This window comes from Enterococcus sp. 5H (assembly GCF_028128615.1).
GTDB lineage: Bacteria > Bacillota > Bacilli > Lactobacillales > Enterococcaceae > Enterococcus_L.
In genome coordinates this window covers 47,054-67,977 of sequence record NZ_AMDP01000002.1, presented here as the reverse complement: position 1 = coordinate 67,977, position 20,924 = coordinate 47,054, and the positions used below count along the sequence as shown (strand labels likewise).

17 protein-coding genes are annotated in these 20,924 nt (G+C 34.4%); 1 reads left to right on the top strand and 16 read right to left on the bottom strand.

Annotated elements, in window-relative coordinates; genetic code table 11:
- Window positions 1-3: 3 nt before the first annotated feature.
- From C240_RS00500 to C240_RS00425, 16 genes are all read right to left on the bottom strand, one after another.
- Complete coding sequence (locus tag C240_RS00500; RefSeq protein WP_271489224.1) at window positions 4-624, bottom strand: FadR/GntR family transcriptional regulator; 621 nt, start codon at window positions 622-624, stop codon at window positions 4-6.
- A 122-nt stretch (window positions 625-746) separates the two neighbouring features.
- Window positions 747-2,180, bottom strand: coding sequence for an amino acid permease (locus C240_RS00495; protein ID WP_271489222.1), 1,434 nt, complete (start codon window positions 2,178-2,180; stop codon window positions 747-749).
- 323 nt (window positions 2,181-2,503) lie between these two features.
- Window positions 2,504-3,313: an ABC transporter permease gene (locus tag C240_RS00490; RefSeq protein WP_271489220.1), complete on the bottom strand. Its 810-nt coding sequence runs from the start codon at window positions 3,311-3,313 to the stop codon at window positions 2,504-2,506.
- Window position 3,314: 1 nt separating this feature from the next.
- Entirely contained in the window at window positions 3,315-4,229 is a 915-nt protein-coding gene (locus C240_RS00485) for an ABC transporter ATP-binding protein (protein ID WP_271489217.1), read from the bottom strand.
- 197 nt (window positions 4,230-4,426) lie between these two features.
- The gene (locus C240_RS00480) at window positions 4,427-5,473 is read right to left on the bottom strand and encodes a lysylphosphatidylglycerol synthase transmembrane domain-containing protein (RefSeq protein ID WP_271489214.1); all 1,047 of its coding nucleotides are present in this window, start codon (window positions 5,471-5,473) and stop codon (window positions 4,427-4,429) included.
- 23 nt (window positions 5,474-5,496) lie between these two features.
- Window positions 5,497-5,781: a DUF1294 domain-containing protein gene (locus C240_RS00475; RefSeq protein ID WP_271489211.1), complete on the bottom strand. Its 285-nt coding sequence runs from the start codon at window positions 5,779-5,781 to the stop codon at window positions 5,497-5,499.
- 90 nt (window positions 5,782-5,871) lie between these two features.
- Window positions 5,872-6,771: a diacylglycerol/lipid kinase family protein gene (locus C240_RS00470; protein ID WP_271489208.1), complete on the bottom strand. Its 900-nt coding sequence runs from the start codon at window positions 6,769-6,771 to the stop codon at window positions 5,872-5,874.
- A 97-nt stretch (window positions 6,772-6,868) separates the two neighbouring features.
- Window positions 6,869-8,098, bottom strand: coding sequence for a peptidase T (pepT, locus tag C240_RS00465; RefSeq protein WP_271489205.1), 1,230 nt, complete (start codon window positions 8,096-8,098; stop codon window positions 6,869-6,871).
- A gap of 21 nt (window positions 8,099-8,119) precedes the next feature.
- Window positions 8,120-9,238, bottom strand: coding sequence for a Nif3-like dinuclear metal center hexameric protein (locus C240_RS00460; protein WP_271489202.1), 1,119 nt, complete (start codon window positions 9,236-9,238; stop codon window positions 8,120-8,122).
- The gene (locus C240_RS00455) at window positions 9,228-9,938 is read right to left on the bottom strand and encodes a tRNA (adenine(22)-N(1))-methyltransferase (protein ID WP_271489199.1); all 711 of its coding nucleotides are present in this window, start codon (window positions 9,936-9,938) and stop codon (window positions 9,228-9,230) included. The genes C240_RS00460 and C240_RS00455 overlap by 11 nt, the downstream gene beginning before the upstream one ends.
- 136 nt (window positions 9,939-10,074) lie before the next feature.
- A complete protein-coding gene (locus C240_RS00450) occupies window positions 10,075-11,988 on the bottom strand; it encodes an endonuclease MutS2 (protein ID WP_271489196.1) in 1,914 nt (637 codons plus the stop codon).
- A 324-nt stretch (window positions 11,989-12,312) separates the two neighbouring features.
- On the bottom strand, window positions 12,313-13,749 hold the full coding sequence (gene glgA, locus C240_RS00445; RefSeq protein ID WP_271489192.1) for a glycogen synthase GlgA: 1,437 nt from the start codon (window positions 13,747-13,749) through the stop codon (window positions 12,313-12,315).
- Complete coding sequence (gene glgD / locus C240_RS00440) at window positions 13,746-14,897, bottom strand: glucose-1-phosphate adenylyltransferase subunit GlgD (protein WP_271489189.1); 1,152 nt, start codon at window positions 14,895-14,897, stop codon at window positions 13,746-13,748. The genes glgA and glgD overlap by 4 nt, the downstream gene beginning before the upstream one ends.
- On the bottom strand, window positions 14,884-16,029 hold the full coding sequence (locus tag C240_RS00435) for a glucose-1-phosphate adenylyltransferase (RefSeq protein WP_271490712.1): 1,146 nt from the start codon (window positions 16,027-16,029) through the stop codon (window positions 14,884-14,886). Before C240_RS00435 ends, glgD begins: the two co-directional genes overlap by 14 nt.
- Window positions 16,030-16,318: 289 nt before the next feature.
- A complete protein-coding gene (gene alaS / locus C240_RS00430; RefSeq protein ID WP_271489187.1) occupies window positions 16,319-18,958 on the bottom strand; it encodes an alanine--tRNA ligase in 2,640 nt (879 codons plus the stop codon).
- 318 nt (window positions 18,959-19,276) lie between these two features.
- On the bottom strand, window positions 19,277-20,383 hold the full coding sequence (locus C240_RS00425) for a DUF7278 family profilin-like fold-containing protein (protein ID WP_271489185.1): 1,107 nt from the start codon (window positions 20,381-20,383) through the stop codon (window positions 19,277-19,279).
- A 94-nt stretch (window positions 20,384-20,477) separates the two neighbouring features.
- On the opposite strand from C240_RS00425, the gene C240_RS00420 reads away from it, so the two are divergent.
- Window positions 20,478-20,912, top strand: a complete 435-nt coding sequence (locus C240_RS00420) for a GNAT family N-acetyltransferase (protein WP_271489183.1) — start codon at window positions 20,478-20,480, stop codon at window positions 20,910-20,912.
- The last annotated feature ends 12 nt before the right edge of the window (window positions 20,913-20,924 follow it).

Below are 20,924 nucleotides of genomic sequence, written 5' to 3'. Positions count from 1 at the left end.
CTGTTATTTTCTCCTGCTATTCTCTAAGATTGCTTCAACTATAACAGCTGGTTCTTGAGCCAAAATACCATCAAACATTTTCTGATGTAAATTCGTATTGTCCTGATAATCTATTGAATCAATGACTAGCGTACTAAGCATTGTTTTTAAATCTGTAAAAATCTCTTGATACCATTGAATTAAAAAACCATTTTTACTGCTTTTTACAATTAATAAATGAAAGTCTAAATCGGCTTGAATATACTCAGAAAAATTGCCTTTTGCTAATAAACGATTTCGGGTAAATAACGCTTGGTTCAAAGCAGCTAAATCGGCTTCAGTTCGATTCTCACATGCTAGTTTACCAGCAGTTGTTTCAAGCATTTCTCTAACATCGATTAAATCTTTCCTCAAATTAGAACCTTCTTCTAAAGCTTTAACAAACGTTCCCGCACCTTGTTTAACTTCCAAAACACCGCCGTATTCCAAAATTTTTACAGCTTCACGCAACGTCGAACGACCCACACCAAACTTTTCAGCTAATTGCTTTTCTATTAGCAGTTTGTCCCCATCCTTAAAGTTTTCAGTTTGAATATATTTTTTTAATTGATCGATAGTTACTTGAACTAAATTTTTGTTTTTCATTATTATCCCCTCATAATTCATCAGATCTATTTAAATTCATCATATCATTTTAGTCAGAAAATAAAAAGAGAGAAAAATACTATTATTTCAAGTATCGTTCTCTCTTCATTTAGTTAATGTAATTATGCTCTTTTTTTATCTCGACGGGCTAAAGCTGGTAAAATCATCCCTAGTAAGATTAGTACAACCGGGGTAATTATATTTGAAGCTAATTGGAAGAACCAAGCTTTTGGATCCACTCCAAAATCAACTTTTGGCACCATTCCTAAAATACAAGCAAACGCGGTAAAAATAAAACACCACAGTCCAAACCCAAAGGCAATTTTGGGATTTTTAATAAATTTATATTCTGAATTGTAGTTTTTATATGCTTTGTTCAACATCATATAGGCAAAGAATACCCACAGATAACGCATTGGCATAACAACAGAATTTAAGTTCGTTAACCATTTAACTAGCTCTTGAATATTTTTTATACCAAACATCGGTAATAGAATAATGATACTTACCAGAATACCAGTTAGTAAATACCCATTAACCAAGGTTCCTTTTTTACTTCTTTTGCGTAATGCTGCCGGAACATATTCTGGATCAGCATCTGCTAATAAAATTTGCAGCGGCGCATCAATCGAAAAAGCTAAAGCTGAGATTTGACCAATACCATTTGTGATTGCATAGATAATCATTAATAAATTCCCTACACCATAATATTCACCTAATAATTGGAACGCTGTATACGCGCCATTTGCCATCAAATCGTCTGGAATATTATTACTTGCAAAAAGCATTCCCATAGCGAATGAGCCTAACACAGCTGAAACACCAACCATTGCTGCTAAGAAAATCATTCCCTTAGGAAATTCTTTTGCTGGATTTTTCATTGAGTTAACATAAGGCGAAATTTTTTCTGCCCCACCAACCGCAAAGACCAGCATAGATACTGTCGTAAAGTAACTAAAATCGAATTTTGGAATATAAGTGCTGACTTGATTCATATGTGGTGTTGCAAATTGTACTGTAGAATTCATAAACGGTGCGCCAACTGCCAATAAAATAAATAGCATCGACATTACAAAAATAGCCGTACCTGCCATCCCGCCAATAACTTTTAAGGTCATTAAACCGCGCGTAGATAAAAGTAGAAAGATCAAAAAAATAGCCAATGAAATTAACGAAATACCAACAACTGAGAAATTATTAACAATATTTCCATTTCCTTGAATTGCCCAGCCAAACGCAATCAAAACTAATTGAGGCTTTTGAGCCAAATAAGGAATATGCACAACCCAATAAGTCCAAGCTGCATAATATGCTAAACGTTTGGTACTAGTATTTTGGACCCATGAGCTGACACCACCGCTACTATCTTTAAATGTTGAACCTAGTTGCCCTACAATCAAGGCATACGGAATAAAATATAAGACCAAAATTAAAACCCAAGATGTGACAACTGAGATTCCTTGTTGAGCATAGTTATTTACAACATTTCCTAAGCCCCAAACCATGTTAAATGCGATTAAACCAACTGTAAACCATCGCAACTGCTTTTGTTCCATTAAAACACTCCTAATCCTAATAAAGTTTAAAATTTCTTTTTAATCATAATCATTTTTAAATGTATAAACAAGCGCTCAAACGCATAAACACTCGTTTTATCAGCAATTTATTAGTTTACTTAGAAAATAATAAATCCCTCTAATTTTTCATTTAACTCCCAAAACAACAGAAGCTCTAAACGTTGATTAGTCAACGTTTACAACTTCTAGAATTTTTTTTAGATTTTTCCTTTTCTAACATTTAGACATTTTTTTTAATAATCAAAGTTAAAATAGAACAATTTTACCTATTTCATTATATAAAATAACAGCAAAAATGAAAATTAACTCAATGAAACATCTCTTTTCTTAAACAGTAATTGCATTGCAAAGTAAATAATTGCACTATAAATTAAAATCCCTACAGCCATTTGCCAGAAATTCAGGTACGTTTTAAGTAATTCTTCTTCGCCAGTTGATTCCATAACTGTATTTTTAATATTCAGCATGTTAAATAAATTCCATTTTAACCAAGGTCGCTCTTGCATCAAAATATTCAAAAATGTATTAATAATGCTGCTTCCAAATAAAACACCTAAACCGACACCAACTGCCAAACTTTGCGATCGAACTGCCGCTGAGATAAACAATGTAATCGTAATATATAGTAAAACTAGCAACAAATTAGCACACGCATAAGCAGCGGCAACGGTTAAAGCATTCCAACCATAAAAGTCTTTTACTACTTCAAATGGTGATTGTACACCAAGTAATAAATTCGAAAAAGCAAGGCTACTGACATAAAGAATCACTGTTCCAACCAAGCCGTAGATCAGACATACAATAAATTTTGAAAATAAAATTTGACTGCGCGTAAATGGTCGGATCAGTAAGAACTTAATTGTTCCTCGACTGAATTCTTCAGCTACAATAGATGCTGCAACAATTACAACGAATAAATTAAGAAAAGAAGTCATGTCTGTTAAATTAAAAAATACTTCATTAGCCTTTATAACTCTCTCAGTTCCAGTATTCGTCGTTGACCTTATAAGTAACGTAATACCGAAAGTCATAGCCGCTAAAATAATCCACATAATCCACGACGATTTCTTTTTTATTAATTTTATCCATTCGTTTTTAATCAATGCTCCCATATTACAACCCTCCATTTTCAGTCCAGCGTAAGAAGTTTTCTTCCAACGAATCAACATGGACTTTTAGTTCTTTAATACCAAAACCAGCCTCAACTAGCTGCTTAACTAACGTTGTTCTAGTATCTTCGGTTAATTCAAGCTTCAAATAGTTTTGATCAACACTTACACTGTAGCCTTCTTCTTTTAGAAAAACTTGTACTTTTTCCTGCTGATCCGTTTCCAGCAATACGACTAGTTTATTTTCTTGATTTGCAGCCGTCATCGGACCCACATACGAAATTTCTCCTTTTTGAACAATCACTAAGTCATCACAAATCAGCTCCATATCACTCAGCTGATGACTTGAAATCAGCACACCAACTCCTTGTTCTTTAAGCTGCTGAATCATTTCACGAAATTCCCGCATTCCTTGTGGATCTAAACCATTCATTGGTTCGTCTAAAAGTAACAAGTCTGGCTCGTGTAAAATTGCTTGCGCTACTCCTAATCGCTGCCGCATACCTAAAGAGTAGGTTTTGACTTTTTGATCAATGTTATTTTCTAAGTGCACGCTTTTAACTACTTGATTTAGGGTATCTTCAAAAATTGATTTCTCTGTCATTCTCACAAATTGTTTTAAGTTGTCCATCCCAGTCATATAATTATAAAATTCAGGGTTTTCAACAATTGCACCAACATGAGCCATGGCTTCTTTAAAATTTTCTGTAAGTGAGTGTCCAACGATCTGAATTGAGCCTTTATCATGACTCATTAAACCAACCAACATTCGGATAATCGTTGTTTTCCCCGCACCATTCGGGCCAAGAAGCCCTGTTACTCTGCCACTCCTCACACTAAATGATGCATCTTTAATGATTCTTTTTTTACCAACACGTTTAGATACATCTACCACATTTAATACTTGTTCATTAACCATACTATCCCTTCTTTCTCCTTTTTATTTAATACAGTAGCTTTTGATTACTTAAAATCACTGCTGATTTCATTTTACCAAAAAAACTATAATAAATAAGGATTTTTCAAACATTTTGTTAACGATGCTTACAAAAAAATAAAACTTGCGACAAAACTAAACATCCGTTTTGTTACAAGTTCTATTTTTTATTAAGTTGACTATTCCTCTACCGCTTGCTCTTTTTCTTTCTTTACTGCATCCAAATCTGATTTTATTTCTCGTCTTTTTTGTACCAAGACAAATACGAAACCAATCAAAAATGGTAAAACAAAACTAGCAAAACGATACAATAGTAAAGAAGAAACAGCATCCACCGTACCAACTAATGGTTTAAATAAGAGTAAGTAGACAAATTCAAAAGGTCCAATTCCTGCTGGTGTTGGGAAAACTCCAGATAAAATTACTGCAAAACTAGTAAACGAGAGAACTAACAAGAAGTCAATTTTCGGATGTTCCTGCACTAACACAACATATGGAATCACGTACCAAAAAAGCAATTTTGTCACATTCCAGCCAAAAATCCGAATGGCTGCAGAACGATCTTTGGTAATCGTTAAAACCGTTTCTCTCAATGAATAGATTTGTAGATTACATTTATCTACCCAATCTCTTAATTTTTGGCGTTTAAAATACTTGTTCGTCCATTTAATTAAGAAGACTTGTAAATTCAGGCTGCTTGACAGAACTAATAATGAAAAAATAATTGCAAATGTCAAAATAACCCCTGCCAAAATAAATGGAATCATTTTTGGTGCATGCTCATAGAATAGCGAAAACTGAACAATAAGACCTAGTACAGATAAGAAAATAACAGCTACTTTATACATAATCATATGTAACGCTGTCACACCTACACCTTGTGAAATAGCTAAACCTTTTTTCTTATAGAAATAAATTTCTGAAAGTAAAGTCCCTGTACCAAATGAAATAACCCGGTAAAACGCTACATAACATGACGTAAAAAAACCATCTTTTGTTGTAAAATCTTTTTGGAAATAGGAGGCAATTTCTTTAATAGAGCGCCCTTCCACAATTTGATAGACAACACCTAATAAAATAACCAGAGCAACAACAAGCCAACTAGTTTCCATTAATTGAGCGAATATATCGCTTAATGAATTATCCATGACATAAATTAAAATGCCTATGAAAATTACCAATAAGCCAATATTCACGAAAATTTTTGTTTTTGAATTGCTTTTCATGGTTTCTCCCCACTAATTTGTATTCACGACGTCCTTTTATAACTAAAATAAAGAATTGCGATAGCTACTAGTGTACCAAAAATAAAGAAAAAATAAAAGCGTATTTTTTTTGTTTTATGATGAAACAGCTGCTGAGCAAGCAGACCGCCGATCCCGCCGCCGATAATTCCCATAAATAATAAATCAAATTCAGGAATCCGCCATCTTTTTCTAACAGCTCTTTTTTTGTCAAAATACATTGCTAAAAACTCACTTACATTTATTAGAAGCAAATATATCCATGGTGCATGCTTCATTAAATCGTTCATAACTTTTCCTCCAAAATCTTTCTTCTAATAGAATACCTTGAATAAGAGTTGGATGTAAAGTTATTTCGACAATTAATTGTTATAAGTTTACTATTCAGGAGCAAAAACCGTCACCCCATGTTTCACAACTTTCATATTAATAGGTAAATCTTCACTGGGATCTCCATCAACGCGTGTCCCTATTTTTTTACCTTTTGTACTTTTTATCGCGATATCTGTAGCGGTCATATATTTCAAGCCTGGAATTTCATAAATCTTGCCTAAGATGATTTTAGGTAAATAAAAAGCTAATTTAAAAAAGTTTAGTTTGGGCAAAATTGTTACATGAAATAAACCATCATCCGGTGAAGCTGAATCATCAAAATTTGTATAGCCTCCCACTGAATTAGTCATAGTAACCGTTACTAACTGTGTTTTTCCCTGCCATTGTTCTTTCTCTGTAGTAATTGCTAATCGATAACGTTTTTTCTTCGCTAACAATTTAAAAAAGTTTTTTACAAAAATTAATTTTCCATATTTTTGCTTTTCTTTCTGACTAATTCGTGCAGCTGTATCAGCCAAAATGCCAATAGTCATTGTGCTGACAATCACTTGATTATTAATCATTCCATAATCGATCTTGCGTGTATGTTCAGCTAAAATTACTGCTGCGGCATCTTCAAATTTAAGTGGTATACCTAAAACTCTAGCCATATTATTTACTGTTCCACCAGGTAATAAACCAACTTTTAGATCTGCTAGTTCATCTTTAAAATCGGCAATATTATGATTAATTGTGCCGTCACCACCAATAAAAATCAGAGTATCCACTTGCTCTTGTTTGGCTTTTTCAACTGTTTTTTGGCTATCACAATCTGGTCCAACTTGTTCTAATAAAAAATGAATTTCCGAACGACCCTGATCTTTGGCATAGTCAACAAATTTTTCTGCCAATTCTTTGCCTTTATCTTTACCTGAAGTTTCATTAAATAAAATCATGACATTTTCCATCGTTTCCCTCCTACAAGCTAGAATTTCCGTAAAAATAGGAAGTAAGCTACTACTTGTAACTTTACTCCCTATTTGCTTTTTTTACTATCGAAAGCAATTATTTAGCATTTAACTCAGCAATCTTTACAATGACATCCGTTGCTTTTTCCATGGACTGTAAAGAAACGAATTCGAAACGACCATGCATATTTTCACCACCAGCAAAAATATTTGGTGTCGGTATTCCTAAATAAGAAATCTTAGAACCATCGGTACCACCGCGAACTGGTTCAATCAAAGGTTCAATGTCTAATTCGATCATTGCTTGTTTAGCCAGCTCAATGATACTCATATCCTTCTCAATAATTTCCCCCATATTATAATATTGGTCGTATAAATTGATTTGAACGCGTTCTTGACCGAATTTTTGATTCAATTTTGTTTGGATTGCTGTAATCAGTTCTTTACGCTCTTCAAACTTTTCACGATTATGATCGCGGATAATATAGGTCATTTGCGCTTCTTCAGGTGCACCAGCCAATTGAGCTAAATGGAAAAATCCTTGATAACCATCTGTTTTTTCAGGAACTTCTTCTTGTGGTAAATGGTTGTGAAAATCAATTGCTACTTGCAGAGCATTAATCATCGTATTTTTTGCTGTTCCCGGATGAACATTTTTCCCTTGAATGGTAACATCTGCTTGAGCGGCATTAAACGTTTCATATTGTAATTCACCTACTGGACCACCATCCATTGTATACGCAAAGTCAACATTAAACTGATCCACATCAAATTTATCAGCACCAACGCCGATTTCCTCATCTGGTCCAAAAGCAACCCGAATTGTTCCGTGTTTAATAGTTGGATTTTTAATTAGAATTTCCATCGCTGTCATAATCTCAGCAATTCCAGATTTATCGTCTGCTCCAAGTAGTGTCGTTCCATCTGTTGTGATTAAAGTTTGATTTTGATAGTTTTTCAAATTAGGAAAATCGGTTGTATTTAAAGTAAATTTACCGTCTTTATCTAATTTAATTGTTGATTCCCCATCATAATTTTCAATAATTTGCGGATTTACATTAACAGCATTAAAATCAGCTGTATCCATATGAGCGATAAAGCCCATTGAACGAACATCTTTATCTGTATTACTAGGCAACGTAGCAATTACGAAACCGTTAGACTCGTTATAAACGACATCGCTCATACCCAAATCTTCAAGTTCTTTTTTTAAGGTCTGTGCAAAAGCAACTTGTGTTTGTGTTGATGGAGTTGTTGTACTTTTAGGATTAGAGCGAGTTTCTGTTTTGACATAGCGTAAAAAACGAGGTAGTAGATTTTCATACATAACGAAATTCCTTCTTTCTTTTTATCTAAATTTAAATGGATTTGTATTAATTTCAGACTCTATAAAAATAATATCCCAATTATTCTCTTGCTTCCATTGATTAAACTTTTCGACTAATTTTGGTTTACACAATTGCTCAATATAATGACCTGGATCAATCACAGCTAAACCTTCTGTCAACATATCATGTCCAGTGTGATAATAAACATCTCCTGTAATATAGACATCTGCTTGTTTTTTTAAAGCATCACGGAAAAATTTTTCTCCGCTGCCGCCACAGATTGCCACACGTTGAATTTGTTTAGATTCATCCTCAGCAACTAGTCGCAAACCATCTAAATCAAATTTTTCCTTAACAATCGCTGTAAATTCTTTTAAAGATAGCGGCTTTTCTAAGGTTCCAACCCGACCTAAACCATATGTTTCTACATGATTTTCAATTAGTTGCACATTATACGCAGGTTCCTCATATGGATGTGCGTTTAACATTGCCTCGATAACGTTCGCTTGGATCGTTTCTGGAAAAATAACTTCGATTTTTGTTTCTTGAACTATTTCTTCTTGATCGATTTCACCAATTGTTGGATTAGCTCCAACGGTTGGTGTAAAGCGACCATTACCAACAAGCGAATAACTGGTATTTTTATAATTTCCTTGTTTACCAGCACCAGCTTTTCCCAGTTCCTGACGCATCTTAGGGGCATCATCAACAGGTACAAAAACTTCTAATTTTTTATATGGAATTGTATGCGTTTTGGTTAAGTACGTAGTATTTTTAATTTCTAATAACTCGCAAAACCAATCATTCAAACCATCATTAATGATATCCATATTCGTATGCGCAGCAAAAACCGCAATATTATGTTTCAGTAAATCAGCATACATCCTCGTTTGTAAATCATCCGTCTCTAACCGTTTTACAGGTCTAAAAATTGGTGGATGTTTAGCAATAATCAAATCGACTTGTTTTTCAATTGCCTCAGCAACCACTTCTGGACGAACATCTAATGTGACTAAAACACGCTTCAAGTCTTTATTCAAGGTTCCAATATGCAGACCGACTGGATCACCTGTTTCTGCCAACCATTGGGGACAATAATTTTCAAAATGACGAATAAATTCGTTGCCGTTAAGACTCATCAACTAAAACCTCCTTAATCTCATTAATTTCGCGTTTAAGTTGTTCTTGTCTTGCTTCCTGATCGCCAGCAGCTTGGGTTAATTGAGCTAAAATATGCTCACGCTGTTTTAATTCTCGCTGCCATTTTTTTTTGAAAATTGTTGATCTTTGCTGCATAAGAAAGGGACCGAACAGTTTTTCTTTTTCTGAATAAGCAATCCGTGTTGCTTTTCTAGCTGCTACGATAATTTCATATATTTTATTATTTTCTTCTAAAATATCTTCTTCCAAAATTGTATAGCCATGAACTGTCAGCCATTCTCGCAATGTTTTTTCGCCTATATTTGGTTGTAAAATTAATTGCTCAGTTCCATTTAAACGCTGCTTGTTCCAGCCAGCATCTAAAATATCACGAATCAAGGAGCCGCCCATACCGCAAATGGTTACTGCAGTAATGTTATCATCTTTCTCCACTGCATCCAATCCATCAGCTAATCGGACGATAATTTGCTGTTCTAATCCATTTTTTCTCACTTGTTTTTGGGCTGATTCAAATGGGCCTTTAACCACTTCACCTGCAAGAGCAAATGGGATCTTATTTTGTAAAACTAACGCGACTGGTAAATAAGCATGATCCGAGCCAATATCGGCTAAACGACTTTGCTCCGGTACAAATTCACCTACTCGATTTAAACGTTTTGATAATTGATTTTCATTCATCTGCTACATTCCTCCGAAATCATTATACCATTGAAAAATTGGGAAGAAAACGTTGAAACCTGAAGAAGTGTTATTAAAATAAAAAAAGCGTAAAAACAAACAAAATTTCAATTGTTTCTACGCTTTAAAAAGTTCCTTAGTGCTTATTTTGATTTTGTGCTAGTTGTCTCTCAAGCATTTCTTTTTTTAATTTCTTGTGTGCTTTTTTCGAACCACGTTCCAAGTCTTTACGCTTTTTCCGTTCATGGAAATCTTCAAATAATGAATCTAAATCATAGTTGGATGGATATAAATCTTTATTACTGCTTTCTAATTTAAGTTGTCGTTTATGCACTTTAATTTTTTCTTGATCTAAATAAATAATCACATCATTTGATAGTTCGGTTTCTTCATAAACTAAAGCGATTTGTTTCTTTTCTGTCCAGAAAACACGATCACCTTTTTCGTAACTGGGATAGTTCGCTGGCTCTTTGTCTTTTGGTTGAATTAACACATACTGTTTTTTTGCAGTATTATATTCTCTAGTTTTTAAATACTGTTGCGCTTGTTGAACTACGTTCGGATTCAGTTGCATTTTATTGGCGATCCAAAATGCGTTACTTTCACCTGTTTCACCTAAAATTAATTGATATTTTGGTGTAAGATTTTCTGAGTCAAAGGCCATTGCAGCAGTGGTAAAATCTTCATGTTGTTCAGAATAGCGTTTAATTTCGCCATAATGTGTTGTCGTTATCAGGATGCTACCTTTTTGATAGAAAGCTTCCATAATCGCAATCGCTAGGGCAGCTCCCTCATTCGGCTCTGTTCCACTACCGATTTCATCTAGTAGAATTAAGCTATTCTTTTTGGTTTGAGTCAAAATTTCTGAAATATTTTGCATATGACCTGAAAAAGTACTTAAAGCATTCTCTAAACTTTGTTGGTCACCAATATCGACAAAAATTTGATCAAAAATACTAATATTTGTTCCTTCATCTGCTGTTATTTGCATCCCTATCATCGTTTGTAAGGAAATCAAACCAACTGTTTTTAAGACGACCGTTTTCCCACCAGCATTTGGACCGGTGATTGTTAGACCTCGATAATCGTCTCCTAAAGTTAAATTCAGCGGCACAGCTTTCTCACCTAATAAAGTATGACGAACATTAACAAATTTGATAACACCCTCTTGATTGATTTTTGGTTCTATACCGTTGATTTCCCGACTATATTTTGCTCGAGCGAAAATCATATCATACTGAGCAACAACTTCTAAGTTCCCTTGAATTAGTACCATTTGCTCAGAAATCAAACCTGTTAAGGTTGATAAAATTTGGTAAACTTCGGTCGCTTCTTCCATTTTTAATTGATACAATTTATCGTTCAATTTCGTTACAGAAGTTGGTTCAACAAATACTGTCGTTCCTTTTGATGAAGCTTCCACAATCGTTCCTGAAATTTGATTTTTGTATGTTGCTTTAATAGGTACCGTAAAACGATCATTTTTCTTCACTACGATTGCTTCTTGGATTTTAGGTTTGTTTTGTGCATTTCGAATGAATGAATTTAGTTTGCTTTCAATTTCTTTTTCACATTCTTGTATCCCGCGGCGAATTTTACGAAGTTCTCGACTGGCATCCGTATCAACCTGATTGTTTCGAATCGTTTGATAGATTTCATCTTCAATAGCAGGAAAAACCTGTAATGTTTCGCTGTATTTAGCCAAAAGAGGTGTGATAAACTGATTTTTCTGCATAAAGTTCTGGATTAAACGGCTGCTTCTTAAAAAGTCAGCGTAATTAACAAGTTCACCTGGTTCTAAAATAAAGCCTTTTTCGACTTGCTGTGTTAAGTGCTCAATTGCATTTAAGCCCATAAAAGGAACATGTAAATTAGCCATCAATAAAGCTTTAGCTTCAGCAGTTTCTTGCAGGCGTTTTTGAACAACATCCAAGCGGCTACTCGGTTGTAACTTACGAATATTTTCTTTTCCATAAGAGCTAATAGCATAGCTTATTAGTTTTTCTTTTATTTGGTTAAATTGTGTTTTTTCATATGTTTGTTTATTCATTTTGTATCTCCTTCTTTATAGAGATACCCACCTTGTTGAATAACCTTTTATTGATGAACACAAAATAAAAATAAAAAACGATGAAGTTTCCCTCATCGCTCAATCATCAATAAATAGATATAGTAAAAAAGGTTTATCTACTAATTTTATGAGTTAAGATAGGCATCAAACTTAGGTACACTAAAGAAACCATGCTTCTGGTCATTTTTTCTTCAGTTATTCATTTCCTTAAGTTAGATACTTACACTCACAAAAAACACCTCAAAGTTATTTTCTTTGGTTATTCAATACTCATAGAAATTATACAAATAATTTGTTTATTCGTCAACTGGAGATAGCTTTTTGATAAAGATCCAGATATAAACGACTGGATTTTTCCCAGCTAAAATCTTTCTCCATGGCATTTTTCATCAGAATTTGCCAAACTTCTTGATTTTGCCAATATAAATCAATCGCCGCTTGAATACTTTTTATTAAATCAGCTGTATCAAATTTAGTAAAGCCAAATCCTGTTCCTGATTTTGCAATGGGATTAAATGGAATGACTGTATCTTTTAAACCACCGACTTCATGAACAATAGGAAGTGTTCCATAGTGCATTGCCAGCATTTGCGACAAGCCACAAGGTTCGCTTTTTGATGGCATTAGGAATAAGTCCGCTCCAGCATAGATCAATTGTGCAAGATCTACATCAAAAGTAATGTTCGCTTTAAACTTGTCAGGATGACGCTCAGCAAATTGCTGGAAAGACCGTTCGATTTCCTTGTCACCTGTTCCTAGCAGCACTAATTGAACATCTTTATCAAGAATTTCAGCTAGTTCATCTAATACGAGCAAAAAACCTTTTTGAGCAGTCAATCGACTAACAATGCCAATCAGTGGAATTTCATCCCTAACTGGCAGATTCATTTTTTCTTGTAATACTTGCTTATTTTTCTTTTTGTCCGCTAAATTATCAACTGAATACGGTGCGGGAATTGCTTGATCTGTTTCAGGGTTATTCAGTTCATAATCAATGCCATTTAAAATCCCGCTTAACTTATTTTTTCGATAACTTAATATCCGATCTAAACCAAAAGCAAATTCTTGAGTTTGAATCTCTTTGGCATATGTCGGACTAACCGTTGTCACATGATCTGCAAATAAAATACCTGTTTTAAGATAATTAAGCCCATCACTGAAAAGTTCTTTTCTATCCGTATATGGTTCCAAAGGAATTCCGAAATAATCAGGTAAGCTTTCTTTAGCAAAATTCCCTTGAAATTCAATATTATGGATTGTTAAAATTGTACGTATCGATTGAAAATTTTTGATTGCTGCATATTTTTCTTTTAACAAAAATGGAATCATCGCTGTATGAAAATCATTTACGTGAATAATCTCTGGCTGTAATTCCAGTTTGTTGATCATTTCAATGATTGCCAAAGAAAAGAAAGCAAAACGTTCGCCATCATCACCATACCCATATAGATTTTCGCGATCAAAATAATAGGCATTTTCGATAAAGTAATACGTAACACTGCTTTGTTTTAATTGCTTAACTTGACAGCTTTGTTTTCGCCAGCCAACCTCTACTGTAAAATTACAAAGTGTTTGGCATTGTGATTGGTATATTTCGGGCATTTTTGTGAAATATGGCAAAACCACCGAAATATCTGTTGCTTTTTTGGCTAATGCTTTGGGCAACGAAGCCGCCACATCACCTAATCCTCCTGTTTTAAAAAAAGGAGCACATTCTGCCGATGCAAAAAAGACATTCATTCGTCGATCCCTCCAAGCACATCCTTAGAAACTGTTTGACCTTTTTCAATAATCACTGGAAATTCAGGAGTTCCACAGATTGTTACACCAGCTTCTACGGTGACATTTTTATCTAAAATAGCATATTCCACTTTTGCATTCTCACCAATAGTCGCACTGGACATAATTATAGCATGCTTAATTGATGCACCTTTTTTAACACTGGTTCTTCTTGAAACTAAACTATTTTCTAAACTACCTTCGATAATACAACCTGTTGCACATTGGCTATTTTTTATTTTTGACTCTTCTGAATAGTAGGTTGGCACTTCATTTTTTAGTTTTGTATAAATTTTTTGATTTGAATATAAAAGAGACTGATAGTTTTTTTGTTCCAGCATATCCATATTCGCTTTAAAATAGGACTGCAGATCATAAATATTAGCCAAGTATCCAGTATACTCATAGGCCGAAGTCTCTACTTCTCCAATTTTCGATCTTAAATACTTTTGAATATTAATTGGACTATCATTTTGCTGCCCAATTTCTAGTTGCTCAATTAACCATTTAGTTTGAACTAAATAAATATCCATACATAGATTAAATGTTTCGGCTTTGTCTTGTTCATCAAACAATTGAACATTTTGAGCAGTTTCTGATTCTGTTATATCCACAACATAATCTTTTAATGACACAGTACCACGATCGGTCTTTTTATACACAACTGTTAGTTGATTTTTTTTCTGTTCATGAAATTTTAGAACATCACGTAAATCAATTGCACATAGCATATTACTGCCAAGAAAAACAGTATACTCAGCTTCTGATTTCTCAAGATAATCTATAATTGATGCATAGTAAGGTAAGCCTTCTTTTTTTTGTTTTAAAAAGTCTTGGTGAAAATAGATAAAAAAACTATTTTGAACTGAATCCAGATTCCATTCTTTTCCGCCACCGATATGATCGAAGAGCGAACGAGTTTCGCCTTCATTAAACACCATAAACATAGAATGAACATTGGCATTAGCAATACTTGATAGCGGAAAATCGATTAAACGGTATTTACAATCAAAGGGTAAAGTGTCCAACGGTCGGTTTTCTGTTAACGGCAATAATCCATCAAAACGGGGAACATTTCCTAAAATCGCACAAATATTATTGGCTTTCATCGTTTTTCGCTCCTCTCACTTCAGCATAGCCGACAACTTCAATTTCGTCTTCTTTGTAGACTGTTAAACCAGCTTCAATTACTGCATTTTCACCGATTATCGCATTTTTAACTGTTACATTTTCACCGATTTTTGCACCTGACATAATCAAGCTATTTTCAATAACTGCACCTTCAGAAATGTGTACATCTGTCGAAAGAATCGTATTCTTAATTGACCCAGCTACATAACAGCCATCGACTATCAGCGATTGACTAACAGAAGCTGTTTTTGTAATGAAATGAGGGGGTGAAATTGTATTTTTAGAAAAGATCCGCCAATTTTTATTTCTCATATGCAAATCATTTTCCGGCTTAATAAATTCCATACTAGCTTCCCATAAAGAATCAATGGTTCCCACGTCTTTCCAGTAGCCTTTAAAGCGATAAGCATACACTTTTTCTCCTGCTTTAAGATAAGAAGGAATCACGTGTTTACCAAAATCCAGCATTTGACCGTCTGTGGAATCGCCGTTCACCAAAATATTTCTTAAACAATCCCAATTGAAAATATAGATTCCCATTGAGGCTAAATTACTTTTGGGTTCAGCTGGTTTTTCATCAAACTCAATGATACGATCTTGTTCATCTGTATTCATTATGCCAAACCGTGATGCTTCTTCAATCGGTACTTCGATGACACCAACCGTTAAAGTCGCTTGATTCGCAATATGTTCCTTTAGCATTTTTTCATAATTCATTTTATAAATATGGTCCCCAGAGAGAATTAAAACATACTTTGGATTCATTTGATCGATATACGAAATATTTTGTGAGATCGCATGTGCTGTTCCTTCAAACCATTTTTCTCCATTTGCATTAGAATACGGCTGTAAAATAGTGACCCCAGAATCAATCCCATCTAATCCCCAACTAGCACCATTTCCAATATGATTATTTAATGCCAGAGGTTGATATTGCGTAACGACACCTACATTTTTTATCCCTGAATTCACACAATTACTCAATGTAAAATCAATAATTCGGTATCGACCGCCAAAAGGAACTGCAGGTTTTGCAATGTTTTTAGTCAATTTACCTAAACGTGTTCCTTGTCCCCCTGCTAAGATCATCGCAAGCATTTCTGTTTTCATTGTCAACGGGTGTGATAATAACACCCTGCCCCCTTTCAAAAGCGTATACACTGCTTTATTTTTAAGTAACGAACTATTTTCCTGATAATATCTTCTTTGAAAATTTACTTATTAATACAGGTATCTGCCCTTCTTCCAATGGGTTATTAAAATTAAATGAATATGACTATAAAATAAATCTAACAACAAAATGAAAAAAAAGAAAGAATTAGGACTTTGAACGTAAAAAAAACGAAAAAACAAAACACAACTCTGTTTTGCTTTTTCGCTTTCATTTATCTTGGTTTATTTACTTTGATAACCAGCTATCAACTTCATTTAAGGCATCTGAAATTCCAGCCGGATTTTTACCGCCAGCTTGCGCCATATCTGGACGACCGCCACCGCCGCCGCCAACTTTCGGCGCAATTGCTTTAATCAAATCACCAGCTTTTAAACCTTTTTCATTTGCTGATTTACTCATAGCAGCCAATAAGCTAACTTTTTCCTCTTGTGCAGTCGCTAAAACCAGCACATCAGATAATTCTTTTTGTTTCCATTGGTCAGCCAATTGACGTAATTGATTCATGTCTTTTACGTTCACTTGAGCTGCAATATAAGTTGTACCATTAACCTCTTTTACATCTTTGAAAATATCTCCAGCTTGTTGATTCGCTAATTTTCCTGCAAGTTGTTCATTTTCTTTTTGTAATTCACGTAATTGTTGTTGTAATTGTTCTGTTTTAGAAACAACTTCTTTTAATTGTGGTGATTTAACAATACTTGCAATTGTTTTTAGTTGTTTTTCTTCTTCGTTCATTAATTCATAAGCTTCTTTGCTTGTCACAGCTTCGATACGACGAACGCCCGCACCAATACCTGATTCGGAAACAATTTTGAAAATACCAATATCTTCTGTATTATTCACGTGTGTTCCACCGCAAAGCTCGATTGAGTAACCACCAATATTAACAACACGGACTTCTTTACCATATTTTTCACCGAAGAGTGCCATTGCTCCCATGTTTTTGGCTGTATCAATATCAGTCTCAACCGTTTCAACTGGAATCGCTGCCCAGATTTTTTCATTAACAATAGCTTCCATTTGAACTAATTCTTCTGGTGTTACTTGTCCAAAGTGAGTAAAGTCAAAACGTAAATGTCCCGGAGCAACTAGTGAACCTGCTTGATTCGCATGATCGCCTAAAATATCTTTTAATGCACGGTGTAATAAATGAGTAGCTGTATGATTTTTCAAAATACGATTACGCATTTTTTCATCTACATGCAATGTATAATTTGCACCTTCTGCTAACTTCCCAGTTATTTGGACCGTGTGTAAAAATTGACCATTTGGTGCTTTTAAAACATTTTCTACGTGTGCGACAATCGTTCCATTTTCATCAGTAATTGTTCCATGATCGGCAACTTGTCCACCCATTTCAGCATAAAATGGTGTTTGAGCGAAAATCAATTGTGCTGTTCCTTCTGAAAGTTCACTAACAATTTCTTCATCTTTTAACAAGATTAACAACTGACTGTTGATTTCAAGTTCTGTATACCCAACAAATTTACTTTCAACTTTAATATCCGTTAAAACAGCTGATTGAACTCCCATTGACGTTTCTTTGCTACGAGCTGAACGAGCGCGTTCACGTTGGGCTTCCATTTCTTTCTCGAAACCAGCATGGTCAACTTTTAAACCTTCATCTTCAGCGACTTCTTCTGTTAATTCAACCGGAAAACCATAAGTATCATATAATTTGAAAATGTCTTTACCGTTCAAAGTATCTTCGTTAGCTGTTTTAACTTTAGCAATAACTTCGTTTAAGATTTCCAAACCTTCATTAATTGTTTCGTGGAAACGTTCTTCTTCAGTACGGACTACTTTTTCAATAAATTCTTTTTGTTGTAAAACTTCCGGATAATAGCTCACCATGATTTCACCAACAACTGGAACTAATTTATATAAAAATGCTTCGTTAATCCCTAATTTTTTTCCATGCATAACGGCACGACGTAATAAACGACGTAATACATAACCGCGGCCTTCGTTTGATGGTAAAGCACCATCACCAATCGCAAAAGATAACGCACGAATATGGTCAGCAATTACTTTAAACGAAATATCTGTTTGTGGGTTTTGACCGTATTTTACTTGTCCGCTTAATTTTTCAACTGCATCAATAATTGGTAAAAATAAATCTGTTTCAAAGTTGGTTGGCGCATCTTGAACAATAGAAACCATACGTTCTAAGCCCATGCCCGTATCAATATTTTTATGTGGTAAAGGTTCATACGTATCATCAGCTTGATGATTAAATTCAGAAAATACTAGATTCCAAATTTCAAGATAACGTTCATTTTCACCACCAGGATAATTTTCCGGATCATCTTCAGCCACATCATTAAATGACTCACCACGATCATAGAAAATTTCTGAATCCGGACCACAAGGACCCGCACCAATATCCCAAAAATTATCTTCAATATCAATGATATGATCCATTGATAAGCCTACTTCTTCATGCCAAATTCGTTTAGCTTCTGTATCTTTTGGATAAACTGTTACATATAATTTTTCCGGATCAAAAGCCATCCATTCGGGAGATGTTAAAAATTCCCACGCCCAATGAATTGCTTCATTTTTAAAATAATCACCGATAGAAAAATTCCCTAACATTTCAAACATTGTATGATGACGAGCTGTTTTCCCAACATTTTCGATATCGTTCGTTCGAATTGATTTTTGCGCGTTGGTAATTCTTGGATTTTCTGGAACAACCGAACCATCAAAATATTTTTTTAACGTTGCTACACCTGAATTAATCCATAATAATGTTGGATCATTTACTGGTACTAAAGATGCACTTGGTTCAACTGAATGTCCTTTTGATTTAAAAAAGTCTAAATACATTTGACGCACTTGACTGCTTGTTAATTGTTTCATTTTACGTAACCTCTTTCTGTTTTTTCAATGTTAACAATAAAAAAACGATGCCACTGCAATACAAGGACGACAAAAACGCGGTACCACCTTGTTTGCAATGAACATCGTTTGAATTCATTACCTCTTAAGCCTCCAGTTAACGCTGGAGTAGCGGTGATATTTCTATCACATTTATAGAAAGGGAGCATATAAACACAATAAAGCATTTCTTTTCAGCCAAGAGAAATGTCTCTAATCTTCATTTTTTAGTTTATATTTTCTTTCAGACATGTTGAATTATAAGGATTTTTTGCACAATTGTCAATAAGTATCTAATTTTTACTTTCCTATAATAATTGCCTTACGGTAACTATACAGATTTGGATCCAATAATTGCTCTGTTTCAATTGAATGATTCGGACGAAAATAAGTTGACAGTGGCAACATTTTTTCAATCAACGTTTCTTTCTCTTCCTGAATATAGCCAAGTTTAGAAATTTCCTTGTCAGCAGTCAATTCAAACCGTTTTTGCTGCGTATCAATTAATAAACCGAACATATTAGAACCATTCATTTTCCCTTTAATTTGGCGACCTGATTCATTTTCTTGAATCAGTAATTCATTGCCCCAGCGAAATAACCGTCGTGTTCCTGCACCAACTGAAAATTCCCATTGATCTTCTGTCAACAAATCAAAGCCTTGTCTTTTAAGCGCCAATTTTAATGATTCATGCGTATAGTCCTTGTGATGATAGACAAAATAATAATCAGATTCTGGTAAAAATTCTAAATAATACATATTTTCCTCTAAAACTGTCTTAGGGAACGACCATTGGAAACTTTCAGCCGCGGTTAAAACAGGAAATAGCTTTTCACAAATCGATTCTTCATAAGGCGTAAATTGGTCCAATTCTCCCTCAAACGTGCCAGAGACCGTATCAAAAATCCCTAAAAACGTCGTCCCTGCCGGCAATGCATATTTCTGAACAATCATTGCAGGAATTTCAACCTTTCGTAACGGAGTTGTACGATCATTTATATAATTAGAAACACCTTCTAAAGAAGCCAAATCATAGCGTTCATCTTCTTCATCCCATGAATCCGAGGGAATGATCGCATCATTGGTAAGCGAGGTTTTAAAGGTATTTCTCTCTAATTTATCTGAATCATAGCCCAATAGTTCATGAGGTCTCAAACCTTCAGCTCCTAAATCCCAACCAAGAATTGCCTCTGTATTTCCCGGTATAAAAACAAATAATTCACCATCTAACTCCAGCTCAAACGTTCGACATTTGATTCCGTATAATTCAAAATCAACCAAGTCAACCGTAGTAACTTCCATCGTCGGAGGAACAAAATACATTAATAATTGCTGCAGTAATGCTTCTTTTTCAGGATCTTTCAACTTTTTCCAATTTGTCCATTCAATTTGTTCAAACAGGTCCACATAAAACCCTCCTCGTACATTTCAAAAATATCTGTTATGATTAAGTATACCACTGAATGTACCATTTCTTAAAAATATTATCCGGAGGTTACCTATGCATATTCACTTTGGCAGTGAGCGCTGGCATCAAGCTGCAGCTTTCGCCTTACGCTATGAGGTTTTTGTACTGGAACAAGGTATATTACCGCAAGATGAGTTTGATTCATTAGATATATCTGATAGAAATTATTTTGTTGCCTATGAAGACTCTCTTGTTATCGGAACCATTCGTTATCAAAAAAAAGACGACATAACCATTCAACCTGATCGCTTATGTATAAAAAAGAATTTTCGTGGAAAAGGTTTTGGGAAAAAATTACTATTATTATTGGAACAAAAAGCGATTAATGAAGGCTGCCAGTTTAGCCTACTCTCAGCAGAAACTTCTGCTATTTTGTTTTACGAAAACTTAGGTTATTCTATTCATTCTGATGAATACTTGGAAGACGGAATTCTATGTGTAAAAATGTCAAAAAAAATCAGCAGCTAAGATGAATAAAAC